The organism is Salinicoccus sp. CNSTN-B1, assembly GCF_054792835.1.
Genome location: NZ_JBTWMN010000004.1, coordinates 494,314 through 516,682 on the forward strand (window position 1 = coordinate 494,314; position 22,369 = coordinate 516,682).

Sequence of the window (22,369 nt, forward strand, 5' to 3'; positions counted from 1 at the left end):
GAATCGTTTGGCCACATTTGATCTAGACGCCATCCAACAGAACGATGCCATCACCTATGGCCTGGAATCCTCGGTTAAAGCCCTCCGTCGGTACCACCGGGGGAAGGCGAGCCCGTCTATAATCTCTATGCCTATTTGAATCGAACCCTGCTGCACATTGGGTTTAATGGTGAGTTCTATGACGATGTCTATGCCTATACCAATGCGGCCGATTTTAGAACTGCGATGGCCTGATCAGGATGTTACGATCAGGCCAGACAGACAACTGATATTTCGGATATTATTCGATTACAGAGGGGACATCCGACATAATTTTTCAGTTCAAAGGATTCAAAAAGAAAAGGAGGGGCATTATTGAATGAACTATAACCCGAATAATGGACAGTTAATAAAAAACGTCCATTATTCGGGTTTTTCTGTGCCCACTCAATGATCTTGTTTATAATGAAACAAAGTATTGGAACGGAGGCATCTTATGGCACGGCATTTTTCAGCATTTGAAATAAAGCAGTTGGAAACGAATCCAAACATTCTCAGAGTCTCAGAGCGTTCGATCACCTATCATCCGGAATTCAAGAAGGTGGCTGTCCAAACCTATCTTTCAGGGGGGACACCGACCCGGATATTCATTGACCATGGATTTGACCTGGCTATTATTGGAAAAGAACAACCGGGCCGGTCCCTCAGCCGGTGGCGAAAAACATATGAAAAGCATGGTGAGGTCGGGCTGGAAAATGATTCCCGGGCAGAGGGGCCACAGGACGGCCATCCGACACGGCGCAAAAATTAAAGCGGGCTGAAGCACGGATTAAATATTTAGAGGCAGAAAATGAATTCCTAAAAAAGCTCGAAACACGCGAAAGGCAGGCGAAGCATCAGAGACGAGACTAAAACCGTCTGAAGTATATGAACTGATTGAACAACTCCATCGCAAGCATCCACTTAAAAATATGGTGTCCCACCTATGCAGGCTCTCGGGCGTCAGCCGAAGTGGCTATTACGCGTGGTTAAAAGGAGAGCCAGACAGGCAAATGCGAATGGAAAATGACGATAAGGATGCGGCATTGATTGAAAAGATCTTTGATGCGGAAAAAGGAAAGGTCGGTGCACTACAAATCAAACTGTTTTTGGAGAATGATTACGGCATCATCATGAACCACAAAAAGATCCGGCGATTGATGAAAAAATATCATTTAACCGCAACAATCAGACAGGCCAAACCGTACAGGCATATGTTGAAAGCGACGAAGGCTCACAGCACATGCAAGAACTTGTTGAGCCGGGTATTCGATCAAAATGAACCGGGCAAAGTGTACCTGACCGACATCACTTATATTTACTATGGAAACGGCCAAAAAGCATATCTCTCCTGCGTCAAAGACAGTACAACGAAAGAAATCATCACCTATGTCGTCTCACGATCCCTAAAGATGGATATCGTCTATAGCACCCTTAAACAGCTGAATGAAACCGTAGAGTTGTTTCATCCGGAAGCAATGATACATTCCGACCAGGGCGTGCATTATACCCACCCCGAGTTCCAGAACAGAGTCAAACAGCTGGGCCTCCGCCAATCCATGTCCCGCCGGGGAAACTGTTGGGATAATGCCCCCATGGAATCCTTCTTTGGTCACTTTAAAGACATGGTGGACCATAAAGCCTGCCCGTCCTTTGAAGCATTGAAGCATGCGGTTGGAAATTATATCAATAAGTATAATAATGAAAGATATCAGTGGGGATTAAAAAAGATGACCCCGGTACAATACCGAGGTCATCTACTCGCAGCATAACGCTTTTTTTAAACTGTCTAAATTATGGGTTACAGTTCAGAAAGACAAAGAACCTTTTGTCTTTAATCCCAATGAACTATCTGAAGATACTTCTGCAGCAAAAAATTATCTGGTCAATGAGAGAGGAATAAATGAGGATCTTGTAGATACTCTAATAGGAAAAAAACTAATCCAACAAGACCATAATAATAATGTAGTATTTCTATGGGCGAAAAATAAGGAAGTTGTAGGGATGGACAAACATGGCACTAATCTGGAGAAGCGATTTAAGCATGTTGTAAAAAATTCAGATGAAAAACAAGGATTTACAATCACAAACGGTAAACCTGAGAACTTATATGTATTTGAATCTTCTATTGATTTATTGAGCTATGCAAGCATGTATAACCCTGCTAATGCAAGAATGATTTCGATGGCCGGGTTAAAACCTCAAACTTACTATAATTCAATTGCACAGATATATGAGGAAACTAAACAACCTCCAAAGAATGTTGTATTTGCTGTTGATAGTGATGAAGGAGGGGAGGGTTTCATGTTGGAGTATATAAACAACAAATTAGAACATCGACAAAGTGGAGTCACAGTTAAAAATCACGTTGCATCTCCAAGACATCAAAACTTTGAGCAACTAGGCTCTCCAAAGAACCTGGACTCCTGGAAAGAGATTAAAGATTTCAACGATATTCTTACCAATATAGATGACAATGACGTTAAAATGTCCTATCAGCCTGTAGTTATGGATAAAAAAGAATACTTCGAAACAATTAACTACAATAAAAAGTACGGTAAAGCTATGGATGAACTTTCACAAGATGATAAAGAAAGGAAAAATATTTCCTCAAATTTAATTGCGACTAAAATTGCAAAATATGAATACCATACAAATAAAGTAGATGCGAAACGAAACACTAAGGAGAATGGGATGGAAATTCACGATTTCTTATAATTCTCTAAAGCAAATAAAGGCAATATGAGCTACCATAATATTTTTTAAGTTCTGTTATTATATAAAAATGCTATTTAACATAGTGTGCATTTAGATAGATGTAAAATAATCGGTGTTTAATGCGAATAACTGTAGAAAGTACAAATATAAAGTTCTCAGAATAAAAGTATAGCCTATTGAATAAATAATGGCCGTTTTCTGAATTTTTAAGGTAAAATATACGTATTAATCTTTCTTAGGAGGAATTTCAATGAAACTACTTTCTTCAAATGTAGTAACAACAGTTATATTACTTATACTTCTAGCGTTAGTTATATGGAATTATATTGATATATTCACCTACTTAACAGTGTCAATTATTGTAATTATTGCTTCGATAATTGTAGATTATAAAAAAAATAGAAAAAAGTAAATTCATAGGTTATAATGCAATTATCATATAAGAGGTGTTGTTAGTTATGAAGAAGAAAGGTTTATTAGACTGACCTAGCAGTATGAGACACATATAAAACACCTTCATTAGGCTACCTTCCTCCAAAATGAATTGGAGGAAGGTAGCCTAATTTTTCTTGTATTCTTTCTTCGTTATAGTACTTTAAGTATTGATTCACACGTGAAATCGTCTCAACATTACTGAGTGAATTGAATCTGGTGTATATAAACGCTTCAGACTTCAGGTTAGAATGGAACGATTCGATGACCGCATTATCCCAACAGTTCCCGCGTTCTGGACATGCTGCTCACCAGATTATTTTCCATTACATATGACTGATAGGCATATGATGTATACACACTCCCTTGGTCCGAATGAATGATCACGCCTTTAGGATGTGCCCGTTTCTCCAAAGCTTCTTTCAGTGTATCCAGCACTAATGGCGTCTGCTGATGATTATACAATTTGGCTGCGACAATCTCATTGTTGTAAAGATCTATAATCGTTGACAGGTACTGCACAGTGCGCCCGTATTGGATGTAAGTAATGTCCGTGACCCATTTTTGGTTGGGCGCGGCAGCCTGAAAGTCACGCTTGATTCGATCGGGTGCGATAATAATGGTTTCCCCTTGTGACTGCCATTTCTTTTTCGGCTTAATCCGGCATTGTAGATGATATTTCTGCATGATGCGCTGCACAGTGTTCCGATTCCTTTTGATATTGTAGTCTCGCTGCAACAACGCTCTCACCTTGCGATGGCCGTATCGATACTTCGTCGACTCACATATATCAATGATTGTCCGCTCGACATCGGTCAACGATGAATCAGTGGCTTCCGATCGCCATCGGTAGTAGGTTGAACGCGGCACAAGCAATGCACTTAAAATGGCAGTAATCGTGTATTTGGTCTGCATTCTTTCAACAAGTGTCAGAACTATTTCTTTTTCAACTCCTTTTCGATCGCCATATACTTTTTTAAAATATCGTTCTCCATCTTCAAATGTTCAATCTGACGATCTTTTCGTTCATCAGCTGAGCGCTCTTCAGGACCATGTCCATAGGTATACTGCTTTCCAATCGGTTGATCAAATCGATAAAGTTCCCCTTGCTTATACCATCTGACCCATGTGGAAATTTGAGATTTATTCTTGATGCCGTATTTCTCCATAATTTCATTTGTAGTCAATTCACCCGCCATTTTCGCTTTGACCACTGCCCACTTGGTCTCACTTGAATATACGTTTTTGCCCATGCAAAAACACCTCCGATTCAGTACTTGATGAACATTGTACCATTTCGAAGGTGTTTTATATTGTCTCAAATAATTAGGTTAGTCTATTATGCTTGATGATTTTTTCTTTGATTTTGTATCCGTTCTCAGAAACATTTATTACTCTTGGCGGTCAGGAAAAAGTACAAACTGCTGAAGCAAGTACAGAAGAATTAGAAGGAATAAATGAAGATGTGGTTTTCGAGGAAATGAATTCAAATCAATACGTTTATACTTATAGTAATGAGGGAGAAGATTATAAGAATATAGAAGTATTTGTAAGTGAAACGGAAGTCCATTCGGAAATTTATATGCTTAATAAAGAAACTCAAGAATACGAGCTGGTTGATTCAATTATTACAGTCGTAGAAAAAGATACCGTTAAACAAACCTCTGAACAAACAAACGAATATAGTGAAGTTCCCATAGAAGCAATGTCAGTAAATTTAAAAGATAGTATGCATTTTGAAGAAAATCTTTACCAGATTGCTGCCTCATCATGGAAGTACAATAAAACCTATACAGGGTCTAATAATCTAAAGCTACAAAGGTTTACAGTTGGTGCAATTGCAATAATAGTAGCAAGTATTACAAAATTACCGCAAACAGCTAGAACTGTAACTCAAGTAGCTAATCTTTACTTTCAGATAAATGCAAGCAAAGCATACTACAAAACAGTTGTATATAAAGATTCAAATGCTCCCCGTAATAGGCCAAACTTTAAACATGTTACTACTTTCTACAAAAACTCAGCTCGAACGCAAGTATTAAAATCAAATGTAGTACGTCTAGCATGTAGCAGTACTTGCAATAGTTAAAAAATGAGTTGATCAATATCACCATAACAGAGTCCGAAACCATAATATTTCGGGCTCTGTAATTATATAATAATGTCATTTAAACTAATACAAATTTCCTTATATCATATGTCCGGCAATAAGGGTAGATCTATACTTGAATGTAGATGCATCGGTCAAGCTGGTGGCTCTCAATACACTGGAGCTGCCATACCGTTGCTTCAATTGGTCAATTGTGTGGTTCAGTTTTTCCTCTTTTAGATCCTTATCTGTATCAAATAGTGATATCTGCATGACTGAATCCGGTAAGAAGTTCGTTAGAGATACATTAATCGTCCTATACGAACTATGTGGGTCAGCCACTTTATTTAATTGGCTCCATATCAGTTGAATAATCTTATTAGAGTTGTTTGTTCCTGCCTTTATTGTAAACTGCTTTTGATAAATCTTTCCATCCTTTGTGCCAATAGAGAAAGAAATCGTACGTGCAAGTTGTTTATTTAACCTGATACGATAAGTCACTTCATCAACGTGTTCTATTAAAATCACATATAGTTCGGTAAGCGTATAATCTCGGAGTAGAATCTGACTTTTAGCGATCGAAGGGCGATGTGCTATGTGTTTATCTCTGATAAAGCTCTCATCTATGCCATTGGCATGAAGATGCCAATCGACCCCCACGATACCAAAATCTCTCTTCAAATATTTCCAGGAATAGTTTGCTAAATCTCCAACACTATAAATGCCCCTCTTGTTAAGGTTCATTTCACTTTTCATATTAATTCCCCATAGTTTTGACAGGGGTTTAATCCCCACATTTTTTCTTCTACATCTTTATAACACCATTCCGTGATGCCATCCGGCATTTTTTTTGCTTCAATATCCAATGCCACTTTGCTTAGTAAAAGGTTATCGCCAATACCAATGGCACACTGTATTTGTGTCACTTCATAAATTTCATTTTTTAAGTGCTTTGCAAATGCTTTTGGTGTCTTGGAAAACAGATGGTAACTATTAGTAATATCCATAAAAAATTCATCAATAGAATATTGGTGAAAATCTTCTGCAGGAACATACTTTAAGGCAATTTGAGAGATTAATGTCGAATATTCTATATAGGTCTGCATTGAAGGATTGATAATATATATGTCGTTCCTTTGAGGGATCACGTATAATCGTGAGCCAGTTTTTATTCCTAATTTCTTTAATTCGGGTGTAGCAGCTAAAACAACAGATCCTTTCCTTTTTGTGTTTCCCACAACAGCTAACTTAGTTTTTAACGGGTCTAATCCTTTTAGAATACAGGATACACTTGCAAAAAAACTTTTCTGATCAATACAAAGAATGTCTCTACTGCTGCATAGATCATAATTGTACATAACTCTCCCCCTCTAGATAGAACGTGTGTTCCCGTATTTATTAGGATTATAGCATTAGTTGATTTAAATTTAAAATTTCTTATATAGCCATAGTTGAATTTAGAAGAAGAATCAATATAAATTACAACAAAGAAACAATTACTCCATTTTTCTTTCTCCCAATCAAAAGTCAAAATGATCTAAGTTCCGGAATTTAAAATTATTAAGTTCAGCGCCACACCAGGTATTCCACCGGTACCAATAGCTTTTTCAACCAGCATAGTTTGTAAATAAAATTAAAAATAGCCTACCATAAGGTAGACTATCTAAGTTGAGGTATTTCTCTAACACTGTTTTTTTATTGTTTGCATAGTCCTAATTGCACTCTTGATGCAAAGTGTGCAGCTGCACCAGCGGCGAAAGTTCTTTGTACACTGGTTAAACTACTATCTCCGGCACGGACAGTCATGGAACCAATAAGTGTTATATCACAACTACATTTTCCCCATCCTTCTCTGCTATAACAGTTGTCATGAGCTTGACAGACATAATCTATAGTATCTATAGGCATACCTGGGGAATTACCTAATCCACAATAATTACCATATCTATGCCAGGCGTTTGTAGTTACCAAATCTTCTTCAAATTTTTTAGCACTTTCGAAGGCAGCTTGTTCTCCCTGGTTTAGATCTTTGTTTTTGAACAAGACTAAGTTTTTACCAGCTTCGACATCAAAATTAGAGAGACCACTTTGCAAGGCAATTTCTTTATTAAATATGTATTGCCCATTTTCCAATGTGACATATTCCATTAGTTTTTCATAATAAGCGTAATTCTCATTAACCAGATTTTTTTGAGCTTGTTCATCTTCTAAGATGCATAAGCCTTCCTCATCTGTGCTTTCGGTATTTGCAAGCGCTTCCTTTTGAAGATTTAAAATTACTCCTAGAGCAGCAAAAATAGCAAAGAAAAGCATGATTTTTTTAAACATAGTAAGTCTCCTCAAGTGATTTTAGATAAAAATAAACATTGAAGCAACAACAAAGAGCGGTAAAAGGTTGATACCAATTATAATAATGCTAAGTGTTCTTTTATTTGTACCATTCTCATCAAAGATCAAAGAAATAATACCTAAAGTTAATAAAATAAACGTTGTTAGAACTGGCACACCAAATGAAACTAAAAACCAATTATTCGTGTCTTCTACTACTCCGGCAAGATAAACATATACTAAATTCAATATTGAGATAACTATTAATAGTTTCTTCACTCCGCCCCCTCCTTAAATTATTAGATACCATATATAATAAAATAGTGCCTTTAACTTTTACGGTATCTGAGATTATTAATATAATCAAGAAAATTTACATAATTTTTACAAAAGAATAGTTTCTATTTATTGCATTTTTTTATATAGAGATTTGATTATTAAATATCGGGAGTTTCTTCTTCAAGTATCTTGACCAGTTTATAAAAACTGGTCTTTTTGACTCCCGATTCTTTCATCGCTTGAACTGCCGTTATTTCTTTCGCTTTCCATTTTCTATAAACTTCTCGAAATTCCTCTGAAACATAAACTGCAGGTCTGCCGAATTGAACGCCATTCTGTAATGCCAGATCGATTCCTTCACGCTGTCGTTTTCGAATACGTTCTCGTTCTTCTTCTGCCATCCACGATAGGATCTGTAAAACCAAATCCGCAATAAATGTCCCCATACTGTCTTTGTACTGTGTTGTATCCAGTAACGGCATATCCTGCACCACAATATCTGCTTCGATATTTTTCGTTAGGTCATTCCATTCCTGCAGAATCTCTTCTTTGTTTCGGCCAAACCGATCAAGTGAATGGATATATAAGATATCTCCTTTCGGATTATACGTTTCAGTAACTGGTAATTCGCTCGTTCAAAGTTTTTGCCACTTTGCTTATCTAAATAAATATCCCATTCATTAATGCCCTGACTTTTCATGACTTCTTTTTGACGGCCTTCGTTTTGATCTTTGCTGCTGACTCGTATGTAACCAAATTTACGTTGTTCCATCATTCACCTCTTATAGTAGATATTATCTAAATTATAACTGAAAAACGTTCATAAAAGTATAAGAAAATTAATGAACGTCCGTAAAGTATTTTAGTACATTTACGAACGCTAATTCTAACTGATTATAGTTGTTTCCAAACCGTCCGTAAAAGTGTAATTTTATGAACGGTTCTTTCTAAATAATTTATAAATTAATGATAAAATCTATAGTAAGAGATATCGTTCAACTTACCTATCAAAAAATAAGTTGCGATTATATTTATTTTAAGGTAACAAAAGCCTTAGACAGTAAGAATTGTTAGGATGAAAAATAATAATTGAAAGGATAGTGCTTATGAACTGGTTAGAGTTTTTCAGCTCTATTGTTAATTCTTTAGCTTGGCCACTTTTTGCATTGATTATAATACTTATTTTAAAAAATCCTTTAATTGAGAGGATAACTGAATTAAAATCCTTCAAAGCAAAAGGTGTAGAAATTGATTTCCATCAGAAATTGAAGAATCTAATAGAAACTCAAGTTGAAGAAGATAGTCAAATAAATGAAGTCGACAAAGTCTGGAGCCCAGAAATTGATAAGAAAATAGAAAAGTTAGCTAAAATAGATCCGAGTGCAAGTATAATTTATGCTTGGACTGAATTAGAAACTACACTTAGAAATTTTGAAATTCTAATGGACGGAAAAAACTATAAACATGTTTCTGTAAATGAACTCATGAAAAGAGCTATAAATCAAGGAATTCTTCAGGATAATAACTATAAAGTATTTAAAGAGTTAAATATTTTAAGAAATGAAGTAGTTCATGATAGAAGATTATCAGATAACCTTTCTTACAACGATGCTATGAATTATGTAGAGGTAGTTAAACAAGTTATTCATGAATTAAATACCTCTATCAATCAACCTCAATAGAGGTTTAGCGTTCAAATAATTTTTTGAAATCATTAAAAAATTATATTAGTTAAATTTCTACAGTAAATTGAGGCAGAAAAAGATACAATAGTATTATATAAAATTTACGAAAGGTGTTCATGATTATGGCCAAAGGCAGGAACTATGATAAACAGATTAAGGAGAAGGCAGTGTCTTAGTTGCTATCCAAATAAATTTACAAGCTCAATCAAACGATTAAAATAATGTAATACCATTCTCATCTGAAAGTTTTCTAAAAGACTTGGTTTTTACTTAGGTATAGAAAGGATGAGCGTAATGATTAGCAAAGAAGAAAGAGAAGCACTCCAAAACTTTTTAATGGATACAGACGAAATAGACCAGATAGAGGAAAAGACATCCAAGTTTAATGCTTTTGAAACTTTAGGGGTAGTTAACAAGGAGATACGGCACAGTAATGTACTCGGATGGCTTATGACCCCCAACGAACAACATGGTTTAGGAGGAGCTTTCATTAAAAAGATGATTCAGGAGATAACCAAAATATATGGAAATACTTTCCTTGATCACGAGTCCTTACAATTATTATTATGGGATTATCATGACCTGATAGTTAGAAGAGAATGGCGCAATATAGACCTGCTGACCATTTCTGAATCGAATAAGTTTATCGTTGTCATAGAGAATAAGATATGGAGCAAAGAATCCAAGCATCAGCTGAAGAAATACCAAGAAATCATACAAAACGAATTCCCTGAGTATCAAAAGTTATTTATTTACCTTACCCCTTTTGGAGACGAATCCAGCAACTCGGATTTATGGAAAAGCTTAAGCTACACACAAATTATAGAAATGATCGAATCCTCTCTGACACTTAAAGAAAATATTATGGAGACAAGTGTTAAATTATTCGTTCAACAATATATAGAGACGTTGAGGAGGTATGTTGTGGGAGATCATGAACTTGAGAAGGCATGCAGGGATATATACTTTAAACATAGAAAAGCATTAGATCTTATCTTTGAGTTTAAACCGGATATAAATTCAGAGGTAAGGGTGATGCTAGAAGAAATCATTAAAGATAGGCCAAATCTTATTCTTGACTTAAGTAATAAAACTTACATACGCTTTACTACTGAGGCCATCGATCAAGCGATACCTAAAAAGGGGAAAGGGTGGACAAGTACATATCGGATTCTACTTTTCGAATTTCAGAATTATAAAAACGAACTAACGCTTAAATTTATTATCGGTCCAGGTGAAGAGGCTATCAGAAAGCATATTTATGAAATAGCTACACGCAATACTTCGGTTTTCAAGAGCCGCAATAATCAATTCAAACCTGTATACACTACGATTTATTCAAAAAGAATACTTTTTTATGATGAAGGTTATGAGGATGATTATGAAAATTTAAAAGCTACATTGGAATCACAATTAAATGAACTTTTTGATAGAGAAATAAAAGATTTGGAAAAGTTATTATTAAAAGAATATACATTATAAAACTGGGATGTTCCACTGCTACGCCTGACGTATGATCTTATAGATCACGACAGAGCGGTCCATGACTTTATTGGACAAAAAATCGAAGAGATTTTGGTGGAAATGGGTGCAACGGAAACAGTCCGCAGAGAACTGACAGAGCACTTCGATATTTTCCCGGCGCATAACGACCATATCATCGGCGGCTCAAATTTCCCGCATAATGGTGGTTATAATCCTACTGGAACAGTGGGTGCATTTGCCTACCGTGCAGCTGAAGGTATCAAGATGTATTTAGAAGATAATAGACAATTAGCTGAAGCAGGAGAAGTAGCAGGAGCTATTTAAAAAATTAAGACTATCTATATGATAGTCTTTTTTGTTCAAAATACGCATTTACAAAGCGTTCTAAATAGAAGATATTTTAAATATCGTTAAGAACATCAACCCAAAAACAGTAGTACCGTGACATACATTTCAACCGGAACTTCAAGGTGAGTCTATAGAAAAACGGGGATGAATGTTTTTTACCAGTGAGCTCTGTATAAGGTTACTGGTTTTTTCAAATTCTATGCAAGATAAAAATTAAAATTGATGCAATTTATTTTTTAACGTGACAACTAAGTGTTATCACTACTACATAGTTATTCATTTAGGGTATAGCTTATTTTGACAAACGAAAAATTAAATAGTATAAAAGAATGTGTCATTTTCGATGTTAATTTGCACTGATTTAGACGATAATTTTCACTATAGTTAAGAAGCCCAGCTAATCTTTTTACGAAGTCAGCTGGAATTTAAAGTTGGTTATGCAAAATAACACTTAAAATATATGCAATTTACCGTCAAAAAAGACAGTGTTGCGATTAGTGAAGGATTTAATAGGATGCCCAAGTAAACAAATACATCTGCACACGAGTAAGAGTGAAGGAACTGAACGTATAGTCACTTTACATTCATATATGAATGTAAATTTTCCATATTTATAAAAAGGCGGATTTTATAATGAACTTAGCCACCTTTGATACAAAAAACGCCATGTGAATTTCATGTTATATTGAAGTTAACCACAACTCTCAATAAAGGAATGAAATCACATGACGCAACTTCATGATACCACTGAACCCATCAAAGGAAAACACCTGGTGACAGATGAGCGGGCACAAATCGCAATATTAAAGAGAGAGAAATACTCCAATCGTCAAATCGCAGACCGATTGGGCCGTGCACCGCAAACCATCAATAACGAAATTAACAGAGGCACTGTGCAACAAATACGCTGGCAGAAACAGAACGGCAAAACGTACGACTACTATTATACCGTGTATGACCCTGACCATGCCCACGACGCTTATATTCAAAACCGCAAACATTGTGGACGACAACCAAAATGGAGCTTGTCGGATGCCTTTGTGGATTGGGCAGACACTCAGATGCTGGATCATCACTGGTCCCCGGATGCGGTCATCGGTGCAGCGAAACAACGCGATCTCTTTCCAGTCTCGCTTATTCCATGTACGACGACACTGTATAACTGGATTGACCGTCAGATCATGCGCACCAAAAACATGGACTTGACTGAGAAGCTGCATCGCAATACAAAATCAAAACATCGCAAAGCACCGGATCACAAACGGAAAATGGGACCATCCATCTCCGAACGCCCTGAAGCAGTGAATACCCGAGAGACATTCGGCCACTGGGAAATCGACACAGTCATCGGTGCCAAACATAAGCATGATGCGGTACTGCTGACACTCGCCGAACGACAGACACGGTTTGAAGTCATCCTGAAAATCGATGGTAAAGCTGCCCAGCCCGTCACACAGGCCATGGACGCATTGAACTCCCGTGCCGGCGCGCATATGCCATCATTGTTTCAGACCATCACGTCGGATAATGGTTCGGAGTTCAGCGAACTGTATGACACGCTAAAAGCAGTGACAGATGTGTATTTCGCCCGGCCGTTTGCTTCATATGAACGGGGCACGAGCGAGAACCAGCATAAGCTCATCCGCCGGTTCATCCCGAAAGGGCAACCGATCTCTGAAATCAGTGACCGACAGATTCAACGCATTCAGCGATGGATGAACGATTTTCCAAGGAAAATCCTGGACTATCAGACCCCGCACGAGTGTTTCGCCAAAGCATTCAAACAGACACAACCCGCTCAAAGCGCTTAGTGTAAAATCTCCTCTCCCCCTCGGGGGAGAGGAACACACTCACCACCATAGTACTTTCACAATCTCTGGATTAGGAATATCTCAAGGTGGCTAACTTAAACTTGAAATTTACGATATTTATAAAAATCATTAGGCTAACGTTAATATATTATTTAGATATAAGAGTTTCTTCGTACCAATTTGTGTATAGAATAGTATCTCCAAAATCATCATCTTTCAAATTTTCGATACTAGAATAACAGCACTTCTCTGAACAAAAAACATTGCTTTCTTCAGTTAAAAATCCTTCATCAAATACATTTTTACAGTTTATCTCATCACATATTCTGATTCGCAGTTCATTTTCATACTTGCGAAAGTTCGACATATCATCAGAAAGCATAGAAGTGATTTTTCCTGATGAATAACCTACAATTTGGACGCTATATTAATATTGCTTACTAATACTATAAGTCCATTATTTAAGTGTTTATCTTAGAGTAATTATATCTATTTATCTAAAGTTAATAAATAAAGTTACATATATAGATATGATATATGACAAAGGAATAAGAGAGCGTAAAATAGTTTGTGTAAATGAATAAATAGAAAAAGGGCGTCCTTTTCTTGTAAGATTAAGTTACCACACCAAATCCAAGAAAAGAGGACGACCCCTATGGATCATTTTACATCAGATATTATTCAAGCTCTAGTAAAAAAAGACGATGTCACAGAAATCTTCCGCAGCCACCTGGAAACGGCGGTGAACACATTACTGAAAACCGAATTGACTGCATTCCTGGACTACGAAAAGTATGACCGTGTGGGCTTCAATTCCGGGAACTCCAGAAACGGCGTCTATTCCCGCACGTTACATACCGAATATGGCGACCTTCAGATTGACATTCCCCGGGACCGGAATGGGGACTTCAAGCAGCAGACCGTTGCGCCTTACAAGCGGTCCAATGACACATTGGAATCTTTTGTCATCCATATGTTTCAAAAAGGGGTGACGATGTCTGAAATCTCCCAGCTGTCTTCGTGAAAAGATTAGCTGGGCTTCTTAACTAGAGTGCAAATTATCGCTTAAATCAGTGCAAAATAACATCGAAAGTGACAACCAGTGGAATCACTACTCTATTAGTGTCTATTTAAGGTCTACATAAATCACACATTGAAAATATGGATAAAGTTTTTGTGGTTCAGATTTCCATACATGCGAACTAAAATAAAAAAATGATTTAGTTATGTAGTAAGATTAAAACGACTTGATTGTCTTAACTATATAAATCGAAAGATAAATCAGAATTTTCATTAATATATCCTGATTTACGGATATAGAGATTGCCAAAGTCTATAGAAATACGTAATCCCTATTTCTTAGCAGTTAGCATTAGTACATCGCGTAATCATTTCTAATCTATTGTTTTACTTAGAATTAGGAAAGAAACAGCGAAATTTTTTGGCAATTAAAATGATATATTTAATGATAAGAGGGTAATTATAATTAAGTTTTATAAATGGAGGTTTATAGTATGTTATCGGAAAGACTAAAAGAAACATTGAATAATCAGATGAATAATGAATTTGCGGCTGCACATGAGTATATGGCTATGGCTGCATATTGTGAGTCCAGAAGCTATGACGGTTTCGCTAACTTTTATATCCAGCAGGCGAAAGAAGAGCGGTTTCATGGTATGAAGCTTTATGATTATCTGAATGACCGGGGTGTTCATGCCGTATTTAAAGAAATCCCTGCTCCAAAAATTGATTATAACTCCATCCTCGATACTTTCAAAGCAGGATTGGCACAAGAAAGAGAAGTGACAAAATCCTTCTACAACATTTCAGATATTGCCACGGAAGAGAAGGAATATGCGACATTATCATTCATCAGATGGTTCCTGGATGAACAGGTTGAGGAGGAAGCAACATTCGAACGTCACATTGACTATATCGAGCGCATTAAAGACGACAATAATGCATTATTCATTTATGAGCGAGAACTTGCTAAGCACAGTTTTGACGAAGGTGCTAAATAGTTAATTGAATAAATAAAGAAAACTGGCGAAATTTCATTCCGCCAGTTTTCTATGTCTCATCTGCAACATTCATAACCTTCCTTAAACTGACTTAAAATTCTTTTATTTCCACTTTTAGCCTCCTTGGAACTCTTCATAATGTGCGATAGGAAGGGAAGCATCAAGTGATTAAATTGAACTTGAAATTTAATCATTCTTTATAACTATAAAATTATTATTAATAGATTATTTATAAACAGTAAGAGGACTTGCAGTAAGCAAGTCCTCTTAAACATTTCATTAACACGACTATTATATACAACTGTGAGTAATAGAGGGATAGCTTCTATAAAAAGGACCGGAATATCTTCATCTTATATGAGAGTAAGTTATGCAGTAGGGTGTAGCACTCACTGGATCTTTAATGATTTGGCTTTCAACATTGAATACAGATTTTAAAAATGAATCATTGATAACATCATTGGGACAACCTGATCTATATATTTTTCGATCTTTTATCCCAATGATACTATCTGAATATCGGGAAGCCAGATTAATATCATGTAAAACCATGATTATTGTCTTATTTTGGCGCTCATTAAGCATCTTAAGTAACTCTAGCACTTCATATTGATGCTCCATATCCAAATACGTGGTCGGCTCATCCAGCAATAATATGTCTGTATCTTGTGCTAAGGTCAAAGCAATCCATGCGCGTTGTTTTTGTCCACCTGAGAGTGCCTGCATATCCCGGTTTCTGAAATCCGTCATATTCGTCAGTTCCAATGCATTTTCCACAATTCGATAATCTTCTTTACCAAGCGCTTTCCCCATTGATTTGTAAGGATACCGTCCCTGCTTTACAAGCATTTCTACAGTAACACCACTCGGAGCCTCTGCAGATTGGGGGAGAATTGCGAGATTTTTGGCGATACTTTTAGTGGGAGTCTGAGCAATGTTATAACCATTCAGCGATACTGAACCCGAATCAAGTTTTATAAGGCGGGCAATGGATTTTAATATACTGGATTTTCCACAGCCATTGGCCCCCACAATTGTGGTTACTTTGCTTTTTAGAAAACCCATTGATATATCATCGATGATTGTATGATCACTGTATTTTATTGAAATGTTTTCAAGTTCTATATTATGCATAAGCGTTCCCTCCTAGATATCCTTTGAGGTGATTAATAAGAATAAGAAAAATGGTGCACCAACACCGGCAACGAAGACACCGACTGGCAAATCCAGTGGGAGGAACATAGTGCGTGCCACAGTATCAGAAAATAGCACAATACATCCACCGATTAATGCAGCACTGGGAATGAGCAAGATATGTTGCCTGCCGATTATGAGCCGTGCGATATGAGGGGCGATGAGTCCAACGAACCCAATGGCCCCGGCATATGCGATGGGTATGGCACAGAGAACCATTGAAAGAAGAATCATAAATACACGATGCTTGCCAATATGAAGACCAAGTCCTCTGGAAACATCTTCTTTTAACCCAAACACATCCATATGGTGGGCGGCAAGCATGGAGATGATGCCGCCTATAACTACGATTGCCATAATGAATATGGATTTTCCCAAGTTGCTGAATAGAGACTGCCGATCAGCCAGTGGTAGGCTGAACTTGTCGAATATGTTTTAGCCAGGAGAAGGAAAATCATGATGAGGGCACTTCCCGTTGTTTCAAGTGCAATCCCAATCAGTACGAGTCGAAAAGTATCCATCTTCTTTCGAGTTAAAATAAATATAAGCCCAAGTATCAGAGACGAACCAATTATCGAAAGCAGCGGATAGAAACTGGTCGGCACTTCAGGAAACAGAGCGATACCCAATACGACCATCATCGCACCACCTGTACTGATCCCCAATATATCAGGGGAAGCGAGGGGGTTATGAATCAAGTTCTGCATCAGGACACCACTAATTGCAAGACTCATCCCGACGGCTACAGCCATAAACACACGTGGCCCTCGAATTTCATGAAGGATAAAAGAGATATCAGGGTTGAGTGTAAACAAGTATTGGATCGTATCCCAAAAAGATATCGATTCACTACCGAGACTTAAAGAAATGAACACTCCTGATACCATCAATAATGTGATGGCGCACAGTCTATAGATATGCTTCATAGTGTGTCCACGTCCCTTCTAATAATAGAGATAAAGAAAGGAATACCAATCAATGTTGTTAACGCACCAACCGGTAATTCACGTGGAGATATAATGAAACGGGCAAATATATCAGCACTGATGACGAAAGTCGCGCCAAGAATGACACAATAAATAATGGCGTATTTAAAATCATGCCTCGCGAGATAGCGTGCAATATGTGGCACCACAAGTCCCACAAAACCGATAAATCCGGCTAGGGCGACTGACGAGCCTGCTAGAATGATAATCAATATAATCATGATGCCCTTCACATATTTTATATTTTGACCGAGGGCGAGGCTCATCTCATCCCCATACCTGAGAAGAGACAATTGCTTTACCATGCCTAGAGGCAGCAGCATTGCAATCACCATTATCACTGCTATAAAACCCAGAATCAAAAACGTTACGGGACGTACTTGATCCTCCCATCCAAAACAAAACAGTTTCCAAATTGTTCTCATTCAATACAAGAAACCCTTGTGTAAAAGACATGAACAAAGCTGAAACTGCGGCTCCTGCGAGTACCAGTCTTGTAGGAGATGCAAACTTTTGATTCAGAGAGCCTAGGAGAAGAACAAGCAACGCAGTCACCGTTGCCCCAAGGAATGCGAAAATAAGCAAAGTCTCCATACGGTTGATGCCGAGGACAACCAAAGCGAACACGATAAAAAATATTGCGCCGGCATTAATCCCAAATATGCTTGGAGACGCCATGGGGTTCCGAGTCAGTGACTGCATTAATAGACCAGCAACAGCTAATGCACTGCCTACTAGTGCGGAAATCAATGTCCGTGATAAACGTGTAGTAAATATCGCTACATGGACGCTGTTCTCATCTTTGTAATTAAATACGGCATCAATCATCTCAGATATAGGTGTAACTGTGTGACCAATGACCAGGCTCAAAAACATTGTGACCATGAGTATGATAAACAAGAAAATGGAGAATGTAAGCTGAGTGGATTTCAAAAAGCATTGTTTATTTTTCAAGTTCAAAGTGTTCATATAATTCATCCAGCATCATGTTGGCAGACTGGTAGCCGCCTCCAAGATTCCAACTTATTTCATCCACTTCATAAACTTTATCCTGTTCTACTGCATCTAAGTTTGCCCATAGTGGGTGAGAACTCCATTTATCATACGTTTCCATGACTGCATTACTGTCGGGGTTATGAACATCAGTTTTGAACATGAAGAAAATATCACCATTCATCGTAGGGATACTCTCGGTAGATTGCAGTTTCAGGATATCGTTTCCAGCCTCAAGTTCCTTTGTTTGGGCGTCACTGCGTTCAAATCCGAGTTCAGAGAGTATATCTCCAGGAAAGCCGCCAATATAAATTCTCGCATGGTCGGCTCTGAAGTTTATGACTGAAGCTTTATATGGCCAATCTTCATATTTAGTATCCATCTGTTTTTGAAAATCGCTTACTCTATTCTCCCAATCATTGAGCAAAGCTTCGGCTTTATCTTCTTTTCCTGTCGCTTCTCCAATGAGGTTCAATGTATCTTTGAATTTATCTACTGTCTCATGAGTTACAGTCGGTGCGATTTTAGAAAGTTTATCGTATATTTCTTCATGCCTTACTTTCGAAGCGATGATCAAGTCTGGATCCAGCTTCGCAATTTCTTCTAGGTTTGGTTGTGTCTCCAATCCAACATATGTAGTGTTTTCCAGATCTTTGGACAAGTAGTCATACATCGGTTGCTGCACCCAAGATTCTACAGCGCCGACAGGCTCGATGTCCATTGCCACCAAACCATCTGTTGCACCTTGATATAAGGAAACGATTCGTTCCGGTTCTCCCTCTATTTCAGTCGTTCCCATGGCATGTTCAATGGATATTGAATTCGTTTCTGCTTTAGAAGCATTCTCGGATTCTACTTCACTGTCAGTGCCACAAGCGGATAATGTGAATGCAACAGCTAAGCTTATTATATATAAGTATTTCTTCATAACAACACTCCTTCTCTAATTGATAATACTTCTCAATTGTAGCATAATTAAGTTGCGATACAATAAGGAGGGTATAATTTATGAAAAAAAATATTACAATCATCGGTGGCGGCCCAGCAGGTTTATATGCTGCGTTTTATGCGGGCCTGCGAGATATGTCAGTGAGAATCATTGAAGCAAACCCAGAGATAGGTGGGAAAATTAATATATATGAGGAAAAGACAATATGGGATTTAGGAGGTGTCGCACCCAGTAAAGGATATGAAGTTAAAAGGAACTTTGTCCGTCAAGGACTGCATTTTAATCCAGAGGTAATTCTAAATACAAAAATAGTGTCGGTACAAAGGAATATGGATGGTACGTTACAAGCACACTCGGATAACCAAGCCATTTATGAAAGTGATATCATAATCATTGCCACAGGTACAGGCATCATTAAACCCCACCGCTTACATATTCAGGGAGCCTCAAAGTTCGAAACAACAAACCTACATTACACAGTTTCAGATTTAGAAAGATTTAAAAATAAAAAAGTTGTAATTTCAGGAGGCAGTGATAGTGCAATGGACTGGGCCAGTGAGGTTGCAGACTATGCAGAGAAAGTATATCTCTGTTTCCGAAGAGATGAGTTAACCGGCTTTGAGTACACCAGGCAAAAGTTATTGGAAAAAGGCGTAATGTTATTGGACAATAGTATAATTGAGCAGCTAAATAGTAAAAATGGATTTAAAATTAACTCAGTGACCCTTAAAAAAGAATATGAGTTAGTGGAAATAGATGTTGATGATGTCATCATCAATCACGGTTATGAAAAAGACCGTACATTTTTTAAAAATATAGACTTGGATATTAGTATAGAGGACGATATTTTTATAAGAGGAGAGAGCAATACTTCTACTGGAGTTGATGGAGTATATGCCATTGGAGATATTGTTAGACACCCAACCAAATCCAGATTATTAGCGAGCTGCATCAATGATGCAGCCAACGCCGTAAATCTTTCCAAAAATTATATTTCTCCAAACTCTAAAGCATTTGGCAAGGTCTCGAGTCATAATAAAATATTTAACAACTAATATAACTAGGGACGAGTCACTTCAATTTCAGTCTTCCCATATAAACAATACATGTGTGGATCCTAATTATGCTTTTTAGAAATTTTGTATATTTAGGATCTACTTTTAGCATACAATAATATTAGGAAGGGATTATAATGAATAGTTTAAATTTAATTGGAAGATTGATACATATTTGATTTTTAGAAAATTACTGAGATTTTATGTTTACATGTTAGAAGGGTTGATTTACCATTAAGTTGTAATACAAATATTGTTCTAATTAGGAGGTATTTGTTTGGTATTTAAAAAGTTTATAGCAATGATTTTAGTAGTAACAATCTTATTTACGTTAGCACCAGTAACAACTTTTGCAGCTGAAGAATCAAAACTGGAAACAGTAGCAACAAATGAATCCGTGGAAGTTAAAGACAAGAAGGATACATACAAAGAAGAAACAGATGGTGAAATAACAACGCAAGGTTTTAGAAAAAGTGCAGTAGTTTTCGCTCTTCGATATGGCGGGAATGCATTAGATAGCATTGTTAGTGTACTTAGTAAGAAAAATGGAGATTTGGTTAATAAACATGCTGACGAATTAGCGGATGCACTTGAAAGTTTTAGTGATTCAATTGAAGCACGTTTAATTGATTTTATGATCTTTCAATTAGGATTCCCTTCATCTTCTGCAAGAACTATCGCATGGGCTATAATGTTAGCTATAGGATGATAAAAAATTCCAGTCTGGGACTTAATGACAGGCTGGAATTTCTAATTTAGGAGGTAAAAATAAATGAATGTTGAAAATGAAATTGAATTGCTGAAGTATCAAAATAAGCTGCTACTTTCAATGGTAAATGGTGATGACTACCCATTTTTTTTCTTCGCTTTAAATCATGATTTCACACGTGAACAAGTAAACGGAATAATAAAAATCCTCAACATTTTTAATAACCGTTTAAACAATTCAAATTCAACAAACGTAACTGATCAAAGACTAGAAGAAGACGATAAAAAATTCTTAATGAATTTAGGTATTAATGTAAACTCCTTATATTCTAATGACACTCCTACCTATGAGGAATTTTCGACTTACATAAAGGTTATTACTGCACATGATTTTGAAATTAAATATTTACTAATGAGTTTAAAAAAACAGAATATTAATGATAATGTTTGCGAATTCCTATTAAAACAAATCTAAGGCCAGTCAAAGAACATCCTAATTTTTCATTAAGAGCGCTTTTAAGCGTTCTTTTTTTATTTTGAACGTATTTTGTGCCGCCGTCAGCTATAAAGCGCTAAGAAGGCAATACATCGCGTCTGTCAACGGCACCGGACCGTAGGGAGGATAAGGAGTTGACAGACCGACAGCATCCAGACCCTCTTGATGTCTCAAAAGGCAACACCTTTTGAGCTGCTGATAGATCGATAATGGAACAGATGTAGGCTATGCCTCTTTTGTTATCTTAATGGAGAGGAAGCGACACACTCGCAATAAAATTGCTCGTTAATAATAAATTGAAATTCAACATCAGCAAACACCGTGAAAGTATCTGTATCTCTTTTGACGGTGTTATCTGTGTTTCATAAAACCAGTAAACAGTCGTAAAAAACTTTTTACTTAACGTTACACTATAAAAACTTATTTTGGAGTATGTGTGGGATGAGCTAGGCATTTCTATAAAACTTGAGGATTTTTCTGATTATGAGGCAATCACCAGTATCATTAAGATCACTGGTGGAAACTTTAGATTGATACAAAGACTTTTTACACAGATTGAAAGAATACTTGAAATTAATAACCTTGAAACTGTTACCACAGAAGTTGTGGAAGCTGCACGAGATAGTTTAGTACTTGGCATAAAATAAACTTAAAGAGGTTGGAACATAAAGGGCTTTGTTCCAATCTCTTTACATGTACTATAGTGCAAAATAACGCTTAAAACAGGTGCAAGATAGCGTCTAAAGTGACAAGCTAAGCATATCAATACATATA

Annotated in this window: 19 protein-coding genes and 6 pseudogenes; 13 read left to right on the top strand and 12 right to left on the bottom strand. The window is 36.9% G+C overall.

What is annotated here, in order from left to right:
• Nucleotides 1-475: 475 nt before the first annotated feature.
• A pseudogene (locus ACYF68_RS02940) lies at nucleotides 476-1,790 on the top strand (IS3 family transposase).
• 109 nt (nucleotides 1,791-1,899) lie between these two features.
• Nucleotides 1,900-2,736, top strand: coding sequence for a DUF3991 domain-containing protein (locus ACYF68_RS02945; protein ID WP_461047464.1), 837 nt, complete (start codon nucleotides 1,900-1,902; stop codon nucleotides 2,734-2,736).
• A 524-nt stretch (nucleotides 2,737-3,260) separates the two neighbouring features.
• On the opposite strand, the gene ACYF68_RS02950 is transcribed toward ACYF68_RS02945, so the two are convergent.
• Genes ACYF68_RS02950 through ACYF68_RS02960 form a run of 3 tightly spaced genes read right to left on the bottom strand, consistent with a single transcriptional unit; the run spans nucleotide 3,261 to nucleotide 4,421 of the window.
• Nucleotides 3,261-3,434 (bottom strand): IS3 family transposase, encoded by a 174-nt coding sequence (locus ACYF68_RS02950; RefSeq protein ID WP_461047445.1) that lies wholly within the window; start codon nucleotides 3,432-3,434, stop codon nucleotides 3,261-3,263.
• A 7-nt stretch (nucleotides 3,435-3,441) separates the two neighbouring features.
• A complete protein-coding gene (locus ACYF68_RS02955; protein WP_461047465.1) occupies nucleotides 3,442-4,107 on the bottom strand; it encodes an IS3 family transposase in 666 nt (221 codons plus the stop codon).
• On the bottom strand, nucleotides 4,104-4,421 hold the full coding sequence (locus tag ACYF68_RS02960) for a helix-turn-helix domain-containing protein (protein WP_344703118.1): 318 nt from the start codon (nucleotides 4,419-4,421) through the stop codon (nucleotides 4,104-4,106). Before ACYF68_RS02960 ends, ACYF68_RS02955 begins: the two co-directional genes overlap by 4 nt.
• 95 nt (nucleotides 4,422-4,516) lie before the next feature.
• On the opposite strand from ACYF68_RS02960, the gene ACYF68_RS02965 reads away from it, so the two are divergent.
• Nucleotides 4,517-5,257: a hypothetical protein gene (locus tag ACYF68_RS02965; RefSeq protein WP_461045346.1), complete on the top strand. Its 741-nt coding sequence runs from the start codon at nucleotides 4,517-4,519 to the stop codon at nucleotides 5,255-5,257.
• Nucleotides 5,258-5,356: 99 nt separating this feature from the next.
• On the opposite strand, the pseudogene ACYF68_RS02970 reads toward ACYF68_RS02965, so the two are convergent.
• From ACYF68_RS02970 to ACYF68_RS02985, 4 genes and pseudogenes are all read right to left on the bottom strand, one after another.
• Nucleotides 5,357-6,615: pseudogene (locus ACYF68_RS02970) on the bottom strand (Y-family DNA polymerase).
• A gap of 337 nt (nucleotides 6,616-6,952) precedes the next feature.
• Entirely contained in the window at nucleotides 6,953-7,585 is a 633-nt protein-coding gene (locus tag ACYF68_RS02975) for a phospholipase A2 family protein (RefSeq protein ID WP_380570607.1), read from the bottom strand.
• Between the two features lie 21 nt (nucleotides 7,586-7,606).
• Nucleotides 7,607-7,864 (bottom strand): hypothetical protein, encoded by a 258-nt coding sequence (locus ACYF68_RS02980; RefSeq protein WP_380570606.1) that lies wholly within the window; start codon nucleotides 7,862-7,864, stop codon nucleotides 7,607-7,609.
• A 158-nt stretch (nucleotides 7,865-8,022) separates the two neighbouring features.
• A pseudogene (locus tag ACYF68_RS02985) lies at nucleotides 8,023-8,636 on the bottom strand (recombinase family protein).
• A gap of 334 nt (nucleotides 8,637-8,970) precedes the next feature.
• Between ACYF68_RS02985 and ACYF68_RS02990 the strand changes: the two are divergent.
• The 6 genes and pseudogenes from ACYF68_RS02990 (at nucleotide 8,971) to ACYF68_RS03015 (ending at nucleotide 15,214) form a co-directional block, all read left to right on the top strand.
• Nucleotides 8,971-9,546 (top strand): hypothetical protein, encoded by a 576-nt coding sequence (locus ACYF68_RS02990; RefSeq protein ID WP_461045347.1) that lies wholly within the window; start codon nucleotides 8,971-8,973, stop codon nucleotides 9,544-9,546.
• A gap of 297 nt (nucleotides 9,547-9,843) precedes the next feature.
• Nucleotides 9,844-11,031, top strand: coding sequence for a PDDEXK-like family protein (locus ACYF68_RS02995; RefSeq protein ID WP_461045348.1), 1,188 nt, complete (start codon nucleotides 9,844-9,846; stop codon nucleotides 11,029-11,031).
• A 96-nt stretch (nucleotides 11,032-11,127) separates the two neighbouring features.
• Nucleotides 11,128-11,358 carry a hypothetical protein gene (locus tag ACYF68_RS03000; RefSeq protein ID WP_461045349.1) on the top strand — a complete coding sequence of 77 codons (231 nt, stop codon included), beginning with the start codon at nucleotides 11,128-11,130 and terminating at the stop codon, nucleotides 11,356-11,358.
• Between the two features lie 749 nt (nucleotides 11,359-12,107).
• Complete coding sequence (locus ACYF68_RS03005) at nucleotides 12,108-13,193, top strand: IS30 family transposase (protein WP_461045144.1); 1,086 nt, start codon at nucleotides 12,108-12,110, stop codon at nucleotides 13,191-13,193.
• A gap of 655 nt (nucleotides 13,194-13,848) precedes the next feature.
• Nucleotides 13,849-14,208 (top strand): annotated as a pseudogene (locus ACYF68_RS03010) (transposase); the annotation flags it as partial.
• Nucleotides 14,209-14,707: 499 nt separating this feature from the next.
• The gene (locus ACYF68_RS03015; protein ID WP_461045350.1) at nucleotides 14,708-15,214 is read left to right on the top strand and encodes a ferritin; all 507 of its coding nucleotides are present in this window, start codon (nucleotides 14,708-14,710) and stop codon (nucleotides 15,212-15,214) included.
• A 348-nt stretch (nucleotides 15,215-15,562) separates the two neighbouring features.
• On the opposite strand, the gene ACYF68_RS03020 is transcribed toward ACYF68_RS03015, so the two are convergent.
• The 5 genes and pseudogenes from ACYF68_RS03020 to ACYF68_RS03040 form a co-directional block, all read right to left on the bottom strand.
• The gene (locus ACYF68_RS03020; RefSeq protein ID WP_461045351.1) at nucleotides 15,563-16,348 is read right to left on the bottom strand and encodes an ABC transporter ATP-binding protein; all 786 of its coding nucleotides are present in this window, start codon (nucleotides 16,346-16,348) and stop codon (nucleotides 15,563-15,565) included.
• Nucleotides 16,349-16,360: 12 nt separating this feature from the next.
• Nucleotides 16,361-17,334 (bottom strand): annotated as a pseudogene (locus ACYF68_RS03025) (FecCD family ABC transporter permease).
• A complete protein-coding gene (locus tag ACYF68_RS03030; RefSeq protein ID WP_461045352.1) occupies nucleotides 17,331-17,729 on the bottom strand; it encodes a FecCD family ABC transporter permease in 399 nt (132 codons plus the stop codon). Before ACYF68_RS03030 ends, ACYF68_RS03025 begins: the two are co-directional and overlap by 4 nt.
• Nucleotides 17,662-18,363 (bottom strand): FecCD family ABC transporter permease, encoded by a 702-nt coding sequence (locus ACYF68_RS03035; RefSeq protein ID WP_461045353.1) that lies wholly within the window; start codon nucleotides 18,361-18,363, stop codon nucleotides 17,662-17,664. The genes ACYF68_RS03030 and ACYF68_RS03035 overlap by 68 nt, the downstream gene beginning before the upstream one ends.
• A complete protein-coding gene (locus ACYF68_RS03040; RefSeq protein ID WP_461045354.1) occupies nucleotides 18,338-19,315 on the bottom strand; it encodes an ABC transporter substrate-binding protein in 978 nt (325 codons plus the stop codon). The genes ACYF68_RS03035 and ACYF68_RS03040 overlap by 26 nt, the downstream gene beginning before the upstream one ends.
• An 80-nt stretch (nucleotides 19,316-19,395) precedes the next feature.
• On the opposite strand from ACYF68_RS03040, the gene ACYF68_RS03045 reads away from it, so the two are divergent.
• The 4 genes and pseudogenes from ACYF68_RS03045 to ACYF68_RS03060 form a co-directional block, all read left to right on the top strand.
• Nucleotides 19,396-20,391, top strand: coding sequence for an NAD(P)/FAD-dependent oxidoreductase (locus ACYF68_RS03045; protein ID WP_461045355.1), 996 nt, complete (start codon nucleotides 19,396-19,398; stop codon nucleotides 20,389-20,391).
• Nucleotides 20,392-20,668: 277 nt separating this feature from the next.
• The gene (locus ACYF68_RS03050) at nucleotides 20,669-21,100 is read left to right on the top strand and encodes a hypothetical protein (protein ID WP_461045356.1); all 432 of its coding nucleotides are present in this window, start codon (nucleotides 20,669-20,671) and stop codon (nucleotides 21,098-21,100) included.
• 63 nt (nucleotides 21,101-21,163) lie between these two features.
• Nucleotides 21,164-21,574, top strand: coding sequence for a DUF1878 family protein (locus ACYF68_RS03055; RefSeq protein WP_052254370.1), 411 nt, complete (start codon nucleotides 21,164-21,166; stop codon nucleotides 21,572-21,574).
• Nucleotides 21,575-22,017: 443 nt separating this feature from the next.
• A pseudogene (locus ACYF68_RS03060) lies at nucleotides 22,018-22,242 on the top strand (AAA family ATPase); the annotation flags it as partial.
• Between the last annotated feature and the right edge of the window lie 127 nt (nucleotides 22,243-22,369).

Coding starts and splice junctions, on each gene's coding strand:
- ACYF68_RS02960 (WP_344703118.1), bottom strand. CDS start 4,421: ATGGGCAAAAACGTATATTCAAGTGAGACCAAGTGGGCAGTGGTCAAA.
- ACYF68_RS02965 (WP_461045346.1), top strand. CDS start 4,517: ATGATTTTTTCTTTGATTTTGTATCCGTTCTCAGAAACATTTATTACT.
- ACYF68_RS02975 (WP_380570607.1), bottom strand. CDS start 7,585: ATGTTTAAAAAAATCATGCTTTTCTTTGCTATTTTTGCTGCTCTAGGA.
- ACYF68_RS02990 (WP_461045347.1), top strand. CDS start 8,971: ATGAACTGGTTAGAGTTTTTCAGCTCTATTGTTAATTCTTTAGCTTGG.
- ACYF68_RS02995 (WP_461045348.1), top strand. CDS start 9,844: ATGATTAGCAAAGAAGAAAGAGAAGCACTCCAAAACTTTTTAATGGAT.
- ACYF68_RS03005 (WP_461045144.1), top strand. CDS start 12,108: ATGACGCAACTTCATGATACCACTGAACCCATCAAAGGAAAACACCTG.
- ACYF68_RS03015 (WP_461045350.1), top strand. CDS start 14,708: ATGTTATCGGAAAGACTAAAAGAAACATTGAATAATCAGATGAATAAT.
- ACYF68_RS03020 (WP_461045351.1), bottom strand. CDS start 16,348: ATGCATAATATAGAACTTGAAAACATTTCAATAAAATACAGTGATCAT.
- ACYF68_RS03030 (WP_461045352.1), bottom strand. CDS start 17,729: ATGGTGATTGCAATGCTGCTGCCTCTAGGCATGGTAAAGCAATTGTCT.
- ACYF68_RS03035 (WP_461045353.1), bottom strand. CDS start 18,363: ATGAACACTTTGAACTTGAAAAATAAACAATGCTTTTTGAAATCCACT.
- ACYF68_RS03040 (WP_461045354.1), bottom strand. CDS start 19,315: ATGAAGAAATACTTATATATAATAAGCTTAGCTGTTGCATTCACATTA.
- ACYF68_RS03045 (WP_461045355.1), top strand. CDS start 19,396: ATGAAAAAAAATATTACAATCATCGGTGGCGGCCCAGCAGGTTTATAT.
- ACYF68_RS03055 (WP_052254370.1), top strand. CDS start 21,164: ATGAATGTTGAAAATGAAATTGAATTGCTGAAGTATCAAAATAAGCTG.